The 12,065-nt window shown below is 66.9% G+C and carries 17 protein-coding genes; 10 read left to right on the top strand and 7 right to left on the bottom strand.

Annotation, left to right across the window (positions count from 1 at the left end; translation table 11 throughout):
- Nucleotides 1-58 precede the first annotated feature (58 nt).
- Nucleotides 59-892: a class I SAM-dependent methyltransferase gene (locus ABIE24_RS00260; RefSeq protein WP_354495680.1), complete on the top strand. Its 834-nt coding sequence runs from the start codon at nucleotides 59-61 to the stop codon at nucleotides 890-892.
- A gap of 71 nt (nucleotides 893-963) precedes the next feature.
- On the opposite strand, the gene ABIE24_RS00255 is transcribed toward ABIE24_RS00260, so the two are convergent.
- The 5 genes from ABIE24_RS00255 to ABIE24_RS00235 form a co-directional block, all read right to left on the bottom strand.
- Entirely contained in the window at nucleotides 964-1,197 is a 234-nt protein-coding gene (locus tag ABIE24_RS00255; protein ID WP_354495678.1) for a helix-turn-helix domain-containing protein, read from the bottom strand.
- Nucleotides 1,197-1,682 (bottom strand): DUF2975 domain-containing protein, encoded by a 486-nt coding sequence (locus ABIE24_RS00250; protein ID WP_354495677.1) that lies wholly within the window; start codon nucleotides 1,680-1,682, stop codon nucleotides 1,197-1,199. The genes ABIE24_RS00255 and ABIE24_RS00250 overlap by 1 nt, the downstream gene beginning before the upstream one ends.
- Before the next feature lie 77 nt (nucleotides 1,683-1,759).
- Nucleotides 1,760-2,320: a dihydrofolate reductase family protein gene (locus ABIE24_RS00245; protein WP_354496411.1), complete on the bottom strand. Its 561-nt coding sequence runs from the start codon at nucleotides 2,318-2,320 to the stop codon at nucleotides 1,760-1,762.
- A gap of 96 nt (nucleotides 2,321-2,416) precedes the next feature.
- On the bottom strand, nucleotides 2,417-2,851 hold the full coding sequence (locus ABIE24_RS00240) for a YbhB/YbcL family Raf kinase inhibitor-like protein (RefSeq protein WP_354495675.1): 435 nt from the start codon (nucleotides 2,849-2,851) through the stop codon (nucleotides 2,417-2,419).
- A 98-nt stretch (nucleotides 2,852-2,949) separates the two neighbouring features.
- Nucleotides 2,950-3,711, bottom strand: a complete 762-nt coding sequence (locus ABIE24_RS00235; RefSeq protein ID WP_354495673.1) for a class I SAM-dependent methyltransferase — start codon at nucleotides 3,709-3,711, stop codon at nucleotides 2,950-2,952.
- Nucleotides 3,712-3,839: 128 nt separating this feature from the next.
- Here ABIE24_RS00235 and ABIE24_RS00230 point away from each other — a divergent pair, with 128 nt between their 5' ends.
- From ABIE24_RS00230 to ABIE24_RS00215, 4 genes are all read left to right on the top strand, one after another.
- Entirely contained in the window at nucleotides 3,840-4,190 is a 351-nt protein-coding gene (locus ABIE24_RS00230; protein WP_354495672.1) for an ArsR/SmtB family transcription factor, read from the top strand.
- Nucleotides 4,187-4,687, top strand: coding sequence for an SRPBCC family protein (locus tag ABIE24_RS00225; RefSeq protein ID WP_354495671.1), 501 nt, complete (start codon nucleotides 4,187-4,189; stop codon nucleotides 4,685-4,687). Before ABIE24_RS00230 ends, ABIE24_RS00225 begins: the two co-directional genes overlap by 4 nt.
- Before the next feature lie 133 nt (nucleotides 4,688-4,820).
- Nucleotides 4,821-4,946: a hypothetical protein gene (locus tag ABIE24_RS00220; protein WP_354495670.1), complete on the top strand. Its 126-nt coding sequence runs from the start codon at nucleotides 4,821-4,823 to the stop codon at nucleotides 4,944-4,946.
- Nucleotides 4,943-5,689, top strand: coding sequence for an SDR family oxidoreductase (locus ABIE24_RS00215; RefSeq protein WP_354495668.1), 747 nt, complete (start codon nucleotides 4,943-4,945; stop codon nucleotides 5,687-5,689). Before ABIE24_RS00220 ends, ABIE24_RS00215 begins: the two co-directional genes overlap by 4 nt.
- Nucleotides 5,690-5,957: 268 nt before the next feature.
- Here ABIE24_RS00215 and msrA read toward each other — a convergent pair whose 3' ends face one another.
- On the bottom strand, nucleotides 5,958-6,479 hold the full coding sequence (msrA, locus tag ABIE24_RS00210; protein WP_354495667.1) for a peptide-methionine (S)-S-oxide reductase MsrA: 522 nt from the start codon (nucleotides 6,477-6,479) through the stop codon (nucleotides 5,958-5,960).
- 173 nt (nucleotides 6,480-6,652) lie between these two features.
- Here msrA and ABIE24_RS00205 point away from each other — a divergent pair, with 173 nt between their 5' ends.
- From ABIE24_RS00205 to ABIE24_RS00185, 5 genes are all read left to right on the top strand, one after another.
- The gene (locus ABIE24_RS00205; RefSeq protein ID WP_354495665.1) at nucleotides 6,653-8,440 is read left to right on the top strand and encodes a DEAD/DEAH box helicase; all 1,788 of its coding nucleotides are present in this window, start codon (nucleotides 6,653-6,655) and stop codon (nucleotides 8,438-8,440) included.
- Between the two features lie 7 nt (nucleotides 8,441-8,447).
- On the top strand, nucleotides 8,448-9,092 hold the full coding sequence (locus ABIE24_RS00200) for an alpha/beta hydrolase (protein ID WP_354495663.1): 645 nt from the start codon (nucleotides 8,448-8,450) through the stop codon (nucleotides 9,090-9,092).
- Between the two features lie 105 nt (nucleotides 9,093-9,197).
- Nucleotides 9,198-9,494 carry a DUF503 domain-containing protein gene (locus tag ABIE24_RS00195; RefSeq protein ID WP_354496409.1) on the top strand — a complete coding sequence of 99 codons (297 nt, stop codon included), beginning with the start codon at nucleotides 9,198-9,200 and terminating at the stop codon, nucleotides 9,492-9,494.
- Between the two features lie 118 nt (nucleotides 9,495-9,612).
- Nucleotides 9,613-10,692 carry an NYN domain-containing protein gene (locus ABIE24_RS00190; RefSeq protein WP_354495661.1) on the top strand — a complete coding sequence of 360 codons (1,080 nt, stop codon included), beginning with the start codon at nucleotides 9,613-9,615 and terminating at the stop codon, nucleotides 10,690-10,692.
- A gap of 103 nt (nucleotides 10,693-10,795) precedes the next feature.
- A complete protein-coding gene (locus tag ABIE24_RS00185; protein ID WP_354495659.1) occupies nucleotides 10,796-11,620 on the top strand; it encodes a class II glutamine amidotransferase in 825 nt (274 codons plus the stop codon).
- Here ABIE24_RS00185 and ABIE24_RS00180 read toward each other — a convergent pair.
- On the bottom strand, nucleotides 11,571-12,053 hold the full coding sequence (locus ABIE24_RS00180; RefSeq protein ID WP_354495657.1) for a DUF7144 family membrane protein: 483 nt from the start codon (nucleotides 12,051-12,053) through the stop codon (nucleotides 11,571-11,573). The genes ABIE24_RS00185 and ABIE24_RS00180 overlap by 50 nt on opposite strands.
- Nucleotides 12,054-12,065 lie beyond the last annotated feature (12 nt).

Here is a 12,065-nt window from a genome sequence, read left to right as displayed (position 1 = left end):
TCCTGAGGAAAACATACGCAGCGGCACGCCAGTGCTGCCAGAAACGAAGGGAAGAACCATGACGGAAGTTCTCACGGGAACGGACGCCGACAAGGCGCTGAAAGCGAAACATCGTGCAATGTGGGCGCTCGGGGACTACCCGACGCTTGCGTCCGACCTCCTTCTCGACCTGGGCGCGACGATCGTGCACGCCTGTGGCATCAGCGCCGGACAGCGGGTACTCGACATCGCGGCGGGGTCGGGAAACGCAGCCATTCCCGCGGCGCAGGCAGGAGCGAGCGTCGTCGCGAGTGACCTCACCCCTGAGTTGCTCGACATCGGCAGGCGCAAGGCTGACGAGGCGGGTGTATCCCTCGAGTGGCGGCAGGCCGACGCTGAGGCTCTCCCCTTCGCTGATGGTGAGTTCGACACGGTCATCTCGGTCGTCGGGATCATGTTCGCCCCGCACCACGAGGTGAGCGCGAACGAACTGCTCAGAGTCTGCCGGCCGGGTGGAACGGTCGGTCTCATCAACTGGACCCCCGAGGGTTTCATCGGGCAGATGTTCGCCACCATGAAGCCGTACGCGGCGCCGCCCCCTCCCGGTGCGACACCTCCGCCCCGGTGGGGAGACGAGGATCACGTTCGCTCGTTGCTCGGCGACCGGGTGACCGACGTCACCGCGACACGGAAGTCGCTGCCGGTCACCGCCTTCGACTCCGCCGAGGCGTTCCGCGACTACTTCAAGGAACGGTACGGGCCCACGATCGCGACCTACCGCAACATCGCCGACGATCCGGAGCGGGTCGCCGCGCTCGACCGCGACCTGGTCGAACTGGGCAAGCGCTTCGACAAGGGATCCGGCGACCTCGAATGGGAATACCTGCTGGTGACTGCACGAAAGTCCGCGTGACCTGTCGTCCGGGACCCCATCGGCGCGGGGTCCCGGACGCCGGCCTCATCGCTGCGGGTCATGACGAGACGCTAACGGGCTTCGAGACCTTCCGGGGAGCCGTCTGGTACCCAGCGAAGCAGGTCGCCCGGCTGGCATTCCAGCACCTCGCACAGCGCCTCGAGCGTCGTGAAGCGTACTGCCTTGGCGCGCCCGTTCTTGAGTACCGCGATATTGGCTGGCGTGACCCCGACCCGTTCAGCGAGCGTGCCCACCGGCATTTTGCGCCTGGCGAGCATGACGTCGATGTCGACGACGATCGGCATCAGATCACCTCGTTCAGCTCGGACCGCAGTTGTTCTGCCTCGATCTCGCGGGCGACGGCCTGGGCCAGCAGCATCCGCAGGACGAGCACGATCAACGCGACACCGGCGATGACGAGTGACGCCCCGCAGATGAGACCGACGATGCCGGGCGCCACGCCACCGGGCGCGAGCAGGACGGCGAGGAGGAAGGTCAGGAGTGAACCCGCCGCGATCGCCCCGATGATGATGTCGACGTAACGGAAAGCGCCTCGGGTGAACACCGAGCCTCTGTTCACCATCGTCAGCAGGCGCCACACGCAGATCGCGCTGACCTGCATGGTCACGATTCCGAGAGCCAGGATGCCGACGAACAGTGCCCGGATCCAATCCTCCGTCCCTTCCAGATCCGCCCACACCAGCGGCAGTATGACAAACTGCACCCCCAGCGACCCCACGAGTGCGAGGGCGATTACGATGCGCAGCGCGACGATTGTCAACTTTCCCATGGAGGAACCTTCTTCCGTTTCGATAGAAAGATATCGATAAACGGTAGATTTCGCAAGGTGCTCGATCACCGTCAGGGCTACGGACGTGCTGCGTACCGCAGATAGACGATGCCGCTCGCGAAGCGGCGCTCGTCCAGCAGCTCGAGCCCTGCGTCGCTTCCGTCCGGGAAGAACGGCGTCCCGCCCCCGACGAGCACCGGGCAGAGGAACAGCTGGTACTCGTCCACGAGGCCGGCGGCGACCGCGGCTGCGGCGAGCGTCGGGCCGCCGATGGAGATGTGGCGTTCCCCTTCTTCTTTGAGCCGGGCCACGGCATCCGGGTCGAACTCCCGCTCGACCCGGGTTCGCGGCGTGGTGGCCGATTCGAGCGACCGGGAGAACACGATTTTGTCGGCTTTCCGCCACAGATCGGCGTAATCGAGCATGACCTCGGACTGGTCGGGCATCTCCGGAACGGCCTCCCACACCTTCATGACCTCGTACATCCGCCGGCCGTAGAGGTACGTCGTCGCCGACCGCTCCAGGTCGTTGACGAAGGCGTGGACCTCCTCGTCGGGTGCTGCCCAGTCGAAAGTGCCCGACGTGTCGTTGATGTACCCGTCGAGCGAGACGATCCCCGTGTAGATCAACCGGCCCATGGCGTGTCCTCCCTGTGCGATGGGGACCATTCGACCACGGTGGACTTCACAAGGCCACCACCTGCGGCGTCCTCCCCCGGAACGAACTCCTCCGCGTCAGCGGGAGTACGTGCCGATGAGCGAGGCCTGCTCGAGAACCGCGTTCGCGTAGCTCCGGAGGAACTCGGCCCGGTTCGGTGAACCGTCGACAGCGCGCGAGAGCGCGTACACCGTGAAGGTGTAGTGGTGCGTTCCGTGCCCGGCCGGAGGTTTTGGCCCGTACCACCCGGGTTCGCCGGCGTCGTTCGGCCCCTCGCGGTAGTCGGCGACCGCGACCTGCGCCGTCCCGGGCGCGAGACCGTACGCGGTCCAGTGGGTGAAACCACCGCGACCTGGCGCATCGGGGTCATGGCAGATGAGAGCGAGTTCGACGGCGGACTGCGGGACGCCGTCGATCGTGAGCGACGGCAGATCGTTCTCCCCGTCACCCGTGCAACGGACGGGAATCCGTTCACCGTCAGGAAAGTCGGTCGAGTGGATCGAGAGTGCCACGAGTTTTCTCCTTTTTCGGTCAGCGTACGAATCGGTCGGCGCCTACATTCTGGACCGGATGACGTGCTGAGAGCACTCCCCGGACGACGGTTTCGTCGTCACGCCCCCTTTTCGCGTGCGCGACCGACCGCGAACCGGAACGCGTTCTCCAGGCGATAGCCGCCTCCAGGCATCCGGAACCCCCGGGCTGCGTTGAGAACCGTACCGGCGCCCTCGGCGAGGCCGACGCTGTCTTCGCCGAGCAGGATGCCACGGACAAGCGCGCTGTCATCGGGCGCCTCCCACCGCGCAGGAACCGTGCCGGACGCCACGAGCCTGAGCCCGCCCGCACGGACCAGCCGCTCGAGTCCGCCCGGAAGCCGGAGATCGTCGTCAGGCGGAAGCTCTTCGTCGAACGAGGCCGCGACCGCCTGTTCGATCAGGTGGATGTCGTTGCGTGCGGCGTCCGCCCAGTTGGCGACGGCGACGAATCCTCCGGGAACGGTGACGCGCGCCATCTCGGCGAGCGCAGCATCCGGGTCGTCGACAAACTGCAGGGCGTTGACCGCGGTCACCACGTCGAAGGATGCGGCGGGCCACGGCAGGGAGTCGACGGAACCCGGGCGGATGTCAGCTGCGGGAACCCTGGCGCGGGCAAGGGTGAGCATGCCGGGCGCCGGGTCGATTCCTGCAGTGACGGCACCTGCCTCCTGGACCATGCCGAGGAACTCCCCGCTTCCGCAACCGACGTCGAGCACCCGCGTACCCGCGCGGATGCCGGTGGCCGCCACGATTGCCCGCCGCACCGGGTCCGCGAAACTGCCCCACAGTTCCGCCCACTCAGCCGCGACCGCCGACCAGGCGTCTCCTGCATCGTCCACGGACGCCTCCTCGACCACCCGGGAATCGGGCTCGGCGGTCACACTAACACCGGCGCGACGGGCACGACACCGGTGGCAGTCCAACAACCCCTTGGCGGGCGCTGCCGTCGGTGCTAACCTGCAACCAAATGGTTGTAGATAAGTTGAGCGACCCGACAGTGGATCGCATTTTCCAGGCCCTCGCGGATGCGACCCGCAGGGACATCGTGTCGCGCACCCTGTCGCACGAACTGTCGGTCTCGGCGCTCGCCGAACACTACGCGATGAGCTTCGCCGCTGTGCAGAAACACGTGGCGGTACTCGAACGCGCAGCCCTCGTCACCAAGGTGCGGCGGGGGCGGGAGCAGCTCGTCCACGGCAACGCCGAAACGCTTCGCCGTGCGGCTCGCCTGCTCGACGCGTACGAGAAGATCTGGCACGACCGTGCCGAACGCCTCGGAGATCTCCTCTCCGAGTCAGAGAAAGGAAGAGAACAGTGACCGTGATCAGCTCACACAAAGACGTCGAAAACCTGACCCTCACCGTCACCGCCGAGTTCGCCGCCGGCGTCGACCAGGTCTGGCAGCTCTGGGAGAACCCGCGTCTGCTCGAACGCTGGTGGGGTCCCCCGACGGTGCCGGCGACCTTCGACCGACTCGACTTCGAACCGGGCGGAGACGTCAGGTACTACATGACCGGGCCTGAGGGCGAGAAGCCGCGTGGCTGGTGGAAGTTCGTCGACATCAGCGCGCCGCACCGCCTCGAGTTCGATGAAGGATTCGCTGGTGACGATGGCGAACCTCTCGACCCCGACGACGGCGCCCGTTGTGTCGTCACGCTCGAAGAAGAAGAAGGCGTCACGAGAATGACCTTCGTCACGACGTTCAGGAGCACCGAGCAGCTCCAGCAAATGTCTGACATGGGTATGGAAGAAGGCCTGACCGAGGCGATCGGGCAGATCGACGGGATCCTCGCGGAATCCGCTGTCCGTCGCTGACCCGCGGCATCCGGTACCTGCCCGACAGGAGACGACGCGCTGACCTGTGCGTTCTCTCCTGTCGGGCGTCCGTGTGCCCCGATTCCTCCGGTCGGCCGGGGCCCGCCGCCTGGCCTGGTCCTAAGGTGATGGCATGAGTAACAACATCCCCACCTGGCCCGCACGAACCGGCATGGCAGGAGTTGCCCTCTTGTCGAGCGTGGCCGTCGCGTTGATCGCCGCGGCGTGCTTCGTCTGCACCTTGATCTTCAATCAGTGAGCACGGCGAGGCGGGTCGCGCTCGTCACCGGAGCCGGTCGGGGACTCGGGGCGGAGATCTGCCGCGCCCTCGCCAACGACGGATGGGCGGTGGCGGTCAACGACCTCACTGAACCAGCCGCGGCATCCGTCGCAGCAGCGATCCGCGCCGACGGAGGCACCGCCGAAGCCTTCGGTGCCGACGTCACCGATGAGGTCGCCGTGACCGACATGGTGGCCCGCATCACAGACACGCTCGGCGTGGTCACCGCGCTCGTCGCCAACGCGTCAGGTCCACAACCACCGATCCTGGTCGAGGACCTCCTCTGGGCCGACGTGCTCCGACACCTCGAGTTCTTCGCCAAGAGCCCGCTCCTGCTCACCCAGGCCGTCCTCCCGTCGATGAAGGCGGCGGGAACGGGGAGGATCGTCCACATCGGTTCCGACCTCTTCGAGCGGGGGGATGCCGGATGGTCGGGCTACATGGCGGGGAAGGGCGCGATGCTCGGCCTCACCAGGGGGTGGGCTCGCGAACTCGGCATTCACGGCATCACGGTGAATCTCGTCGCGCCCGGGTGGATCCCGGTCGAACGTCACGGGGCCCTCTCCCCCGACGTCGAATCGGAGTGGCGGGCGCAGCAGGGCGTCCAGCGGATGGGGGTTCCCGCCGACGTGGCGGCGGCCGTCGCCTTTCTGGCATCCGATCGGGCGGGCTTCATCACCGGCGAGCGACTGGCCGTGAACGGCGGGCATCACCTCGGCTGAGGAGAGGGATACCACCGCGGTCACGACAGACCGAGAGGAAGACCGGTAGGACCACCCGACCAGTGACGGACCGGGCCAGGTCGGGTGGTCCAGCTCAAGGCACCTCAGCCAGAATCCTGCGGGCGCGGCGTGCCCGCATCACCCCTGTCGGGTGAATGCGGCGCGCCAGCGGCGGCGCAGGGTTTCGCCCGAGCCCGCCTCGTCCGGTCCCGGTTGCAACGAAAAAGCGCTCTCGAGCGAACTCGGGAGCGCTTCTCGACGGGGTGCTTTAGCCGGCGACCTCGGCCTCGCGGCGCGGAAGCTTCCAGCCCGGGCGGACGAAGTGGCAGGTGTAGCCGTTGGGGTACTTCAGCAGGTAGTCCTGGTGTTCCTCTTCGGCCTCCCAGAACTCCCCGGCAGGCGTGACCTCGGTGACGACCTTGCCGGGCCAGAGGCCTGAGGCGTCGACGTCGGCGATGGTGTCCTCGGCGACGCGCTTCTGCTCGTCAGAGAGGTAGAAGATCGCCGAGCGATAGCTCGACCCGACGTCATTGCCCTGGCGGTTCTTCGTCGACGGGTCGTGGATCTGGAAGAAGAACTCGAGCAGGTCGCGGTACGAGATCTGCTGCGGGTCGAACACGATCTCAACAGCCTCGGCGTGGTTGCCGTGGTTTCGGTACGTCGCATTCGGGGTCTCGCCGCCGGAATAGCCCACGCGCGTCGAGAGCACTCCCGGGCGCTTGCGCAGGAGCTCCTGTGCTCCCCAGAAACATCCTCCGGCGAGAATCGCGGTTTCGGTGGTACCAGTCATGGTGTGGCCTCCTCGTGTTGAACACTGTCCATTGTCGGGCATCGTGTCGAGAAGGAGAACAGAGCGGCATCCATTGCTGTTCCCGGGTGCCTGAGAGCGGGCCGAGAGTTATCGGCGGCGCCTGCAACATCCGTCACGACAGATACACATCCACATAGGACTACCGTTAGGGTATGACTTCCCCTGATACAACTGTGCCCAGCGACGCTGATTCCGCCGGCCAGAAATTTTCCGAGCTTGGGCTCGCTGACGCAGTGCTCAAGGCACTGCGTGATGTTGGTTACGAAACCCCGTCCGCCATCCAGGCCGCCACCATTCCGCCACTCCTCGCCGGTCGCGACGTCGTCGGACTCGCCCAGACCGGAACCGGCAAGACTGCCGCATTCGCCCTGCCGATCCTCTCGCGCCTCGACATTTCGCAGAAGACCCCGCAGGCCCTCGTGCTCGCGCCGACCCGTGAACTGGCGCTGCAGGTCTGCGAGGCGTTCGAGAAGTACGCGGCGCACCTCAAGGGTGTCCACGTCCTGCCCGTCTACGGCGGCCAGGGTTATGGCGTCCAGCTGTCGGCCCTGCGCCGCGGTGTCCACGTCGTCGTCGGGACTCCCGGCCGGATCATGGACCACCTCGACAAGGGCACCCTCGACCTGTCCGAGCTCAAGTACCTCGTGCTCGACGAGGCCGACGAGATGCTGAAGATGGGCTTCGCTGAAGACGTCGAGACGATCCTCGCCGACACCCCCGACGACAAGCAGGTCGCCCTCTTCTCCGCCACCATGCCGGCAGCGATCCGCCGCATCTCGGCCAAGTACCTGCACGACCCCGAAGAGATCACGGTCAAGAGCAAGACGACGACCTCGGTGAACACCACCCAGCGGTACCTCGTCGTGTCGTACCCGCAGAAGGTGGACGCCCTCACCCGCATCCTCGAGGTCGAGAACTTCGAGGGCATGATCGTCTTCACCCGCACCAAGAACGAGACCGAGACCCTCGCCGAGAAGCTCCGTGCCCGTGGCTACTCGGCCGCGGCCATCTCGGGTGACGTCGCCCAGGTGCAGCGTGAGCGCACCGTCAATCAGCTCAAGTCGGGCAAGCTCGATATCCTCGTGGCGACGGATGTCGCGGCTCGCGGACTCGACGTCGACCGCATCAGCCACGTGGTCAATTACGACATCCCGATCGACACCGAGTCCTACGTGCACCGCATCGGCCGCACCGGGCGTGCCGGGCGCAGCGGAACCGCGATCAGCTTCGTGACGCCGCGTGAGCGCCGCCTGCTCACCGCGATCGAGAAGGCCACCCGCCAGCCGCTGACCCAGATGCAGCTGCCGAGCGTCGACGACGTCAACGCCACCCGCCTGAGCCGCTTCGACGACGCGATCACCGAAGCACTCGGCCAGCCGGACCGCATCGACCAGTTCCGCGACATCATCGGCCACTACGTCAAGCACCACGACGTTCCCGAAGCCGACGTCGCGGCCGCGCTCGCTGTGGTGTCCCAGGGCGACACCCCGCTCCTGCTCTCGCCCGAGGAGATGCGCGCCCAGCGTGACCGTGACGAGCGTGAGCGGAAGGAAGCATCCGCTTCTCGTCCCAGCCGCGACGACCGCGGACCATCGCGTTTCGAACGGGGTGACCGGGTCGAGCGCCGCCCGCGAAGCGCGAGCGACTCGTCGCTCGCGACCTACCGCATCGCCGTCGGCAAGCGCCACAAGGTCGAGCCGCGCCAGATCGTCGGCGCGCTCGCGAACGAAGGCGGGCTGAGCCGGAACGACTTCGGCCACATCGACATCCGGCCCGAGTTCTCGCTGGTCGAGTTGCCGGCGAACCTGTCCGACGACGTGCTCGCGAAGCTCACCGGCACCCGCATCGGCGGCAAGCTGATCGAGTTGCGTCCCGACCGCGGCGCCCCGGGCAAGCGGGACGACCGCGACGACCGCTCGGCGCGCAAGCCGCGGCGCTAGGCCGCTCATGTCCGCTCTCATCGACGTCGCCGTTCGACGCCCAGCCGACCCGGCGACCCAGCCGGGGCAACCGCTGCTCTTGTTCCTGCACGGTTTCGGGTCGCACGAGGAGGACCTTGCCGGTCTCGCCTCGTTCCTGCCGGACCGGTTCGACTGGGTGTCGTTGCGCGCGCCTCTCGCTATTTCGGCGAGCGGGTTCGCGTGGTTCCCGATCACGACGCCGGGTAAGCCCGAGCCGGCACCGGTCCACGACGCAACCGAAGCGATCCTGCGGTGGCTGGATGATCACGTCGACGAGTCGACTCCGATCATCCCGGTCGGGTTCTCGCAGGGCGGCCTCATGGTTACCCAGCTGCTCCGCCACTCCCCTGCGCGTTTCGCCGCCGGGGTCGTGCTCTCCGGGTTCAGCCTCGACGCTGTGCTCCCCGGCGACGAGGAGCTCGCCCGGCTGCGACCACCGGTCTTCTTCGGGCGAGGCGACGTCGACGGCGTCATCTCACCGCAGACCACCGCGCGGATCGCCGCGTGGCTGCCCGCACACAGCACCCTGACCGAGAAGGTGTATCCGGGCCTCGCTCACTCGATCTCGGCCGAAGAGCTCGCCGACATCTCGGCGTTCCTCGACGACGCGGTGCCCGCGACCGCCTCCTGAGGCGCTTGCTCGGTTAGAGACGGCTGGACTTCTCGAGAAAGTCCAGCCGTTTTCGGCCGAGCAACGCGGATGCCGCCGGCAACGCCCGCGTGGCATCCTGAGGGGATGTGGATCGGCTGGATCGAATTCGACCTCCTGCTCGGCGACGTGCACACGCTCAAGGAGAAACGCTCGGCCGTGCGACCCCTCGTCGCCGAGCTTCGCCGGCGTTTCGAGGTGAGCGTCGCCGAGGTCGGCCACCTCGACCTCCACCGGCGGACTGCGATCGGCGCCGTCGTCGTGTCGGCAGATCATCGTCATGCCGCCGAGGTCCTCGACGAGGTGGAGCGTTCTGTGGCGAACCGTCCGGAGTTCGAGTTGCTGTCCGCGCATCGCGGGTTCAGCACGTCGCACGACGAGTGAACGCTCGGATGCTGCCCACGTCAGCAGCCCCCGGCGCTCACCGATTGGGCTCACAGTTGGCGCGCCCGCCACGCACGGGCCAGACTGGGAGCACACCCTCCACCGAGAAGAGCTCGACATGCCCGAACCCGTCGATTCACGCGTCGCCGTCTACATCGACTTCGACAACATCGTGATCTCGCGCTACGACCAGGTGCATGGCCGCAGTCAGTTCATGCGCGACCGCGCCCGCGGCTTCACGGCCGCGGACCGCGAAACGGACCCGGAGATCGCGGAGAAACTCGGCCGCGCGACCGTCGACGTCGGCGCGATCATCGACTTCGCCTCGTCGTTCGGGACGCTAGTCCTCACCCGCGCCTACGCTGACTGGTCGGCCCCGGTGAACGCCGATTACCGCGGGCAGCTCGTCAGCCGCGCCGTCGACCTGGTGCAGCTGTTCCCCGCCGCCGCCTACGCGAAGAACGGTGCCGACATCCGCCTCGCCGTCGACACGGTGGAGGACATGTTCCGCCTCCCCGACCTCACCCACGTGATCATCGTGGCGGGCGACTCGGACTACATCGCACTCGCCCAGCGCTGCAAGAGGCTCGGCCGCTACGTCGTCGGCATCGGCGTCGCCGGATCGACGAGCCGTTCGCTGGCTGCCGCCTGCGACGACTTCGCGACCTACGACGCGCTGCCCGGCGTGAAGCCGATCCCGGCCGCACCGCTCAAGGAGAAGCCCGAGCCCGCAGCCGCCACGGCCACCCGCCCGTCCCGGTCGAAGAAGACGGTGACGGATGCCACCGACACCGCCACGAAGGAACCGTCGGTTCCCAAGGAGCTCGCCTCCCCGGCCGCCCCGGTGTTCTCCGACCCGGACTCGGCAGTTCCGCCCAGACGGCGGGCGTCCCGGCGTGCCAAATCGCCCGAGCCCGAGGTCGAGGAAGAATCCGAGGTCGAACCGGACCCCCAGGTGGTTGCCACCAGTCTTCTCGAGCGCGCCCTCCGGCTGGGACATGAGAAGGATGACGCCGACTGGCTGCACAGCTCAAGCGTGAAGACCCAGATGAAGCGGATGGACCCGTCGTTCAGCGAGAAAGCACTCGGATTCCGCTCCTTCTCAGACTTCGTCAAATCGCGTGACACCGTGGCCGAGATCGACGAGACCAGTACCGCCCGGCTCGTGCGCCTCTCCCCGGCGCTCTCCGACCGGTAGTCGCTCCGGGATGCCGCCACGGGGCATCCCGGAGCGGTGGTTCATCCTGCGCGGATGATTCGCCCGGCGACCTCACGGTGTGGACTGCGGGACGGAGGTCGTTATGTGTCGTTGGATTGCGTATTCCGGTTCGCCTGTACTTATCGAAGATCTGCTGTACAAGCCCGCCAATTCGCTCGTCGTCCAAAGCAAGCACTCCCGGCTGGGCGTGGAGACTGTCAACGGCGACGGTTTCGGTGTCGGCTGGTACGGTTCCCACGAGACGCCGGGGATCTACCACAGCATCGAACCCGCCTGGAATGACCGGAACCTGCGGGAACTCTCGGCGCAGGCATCCGCCGGGCGGGTTTTCGCCCACATCCGTGCGTCGACGGGGTCAGCGGTACAGCAGACCAATTGCCACCCGTTCCGTCATGGTCGGTGGCTCTGGATGCACAACGGCGCGATCGCAAATTTCCCGACGGTGAAGCGTGACCTGACGCTGGCTGTCGATCCGTCGCTCTACCCGGATATCGAAGGGTCGACCGACTCCGAGGTGTTCTTCTTCCTCGCCCTCACTTTCGGACTCGCCGAGGACCCGCCTGGGGCCGTCGCCCGCGCGGTGGGACTCATCGAGGAGACCGGTCGGCGCCACGGCGTCGAGCTACCGATCCAGATGACGGTAGCGACGACCGACGGTGAGACCACGTGGGCGTTCCGGTACTCGAGCGCCAGGCAATCCCGATCCCTGTTCCACAGCACCGACGTGTCGACGTTGCGCTCGCAGTATCCGGACAATCCCGTGCTCCACGATCTCTCGAAGGATGCGCGACTCGTGGTGTCAGAACCGCTCGGCGACCTGCGCGGAGCGTGGCAGGAGATCCCGGAATCCTCGTGCATCATCGTCCGGGGCGCCCGAGCCGACCTGCACGACTTCGCACCGGTGTGACGATCAGGCGACGCCCCTCCGAGCCGCGCAGCTCCTGGCCCCGCACGACAACCGCGTAGATGATGATGATGTCGATCGCGATGACGATGAAGGACCACCAGGGCTGCAGCGGTACGAGGAACATCTGCACGACGGCGCTGAGGACGGCGACGACAATCGCCGTCACCCGCGCCCAGCCGGCTTCGGAGAAGAGCCCGATCGCGGTCACGAGTTGGAGGGCGCCGACGAACAGGTTGACCCAGCCCCACCCTTCCACATTGAGGAGGAAGAGTTCTCCTTCGACGACGGCGTAGTACGTGTCGGGACCGACGACGGCCGCCAGACCCTGAATGCCGCTGAAGACGCCGCTGACCAGAAGGATGATCGCCGCAAACCTCACCCATCCTGCCCACTCCGTTTGCGGGGCGGCGCGCCGGGAACTCTCGGTGCTCATGGTGTTGTCCTC

The organism is Mycetocola sp. 2940, from assembly GCF_040548835.1.
In the GTDB taxonomy this organism is placed as follows: Bacteria; Actinomycetota; Actinomycetes; order Actinomycetales; family Microbacteriaceae; genus Mycetocola_A.
This window is presented reverse-complemented; position numbering and strand designations above follow the sequence as displayed.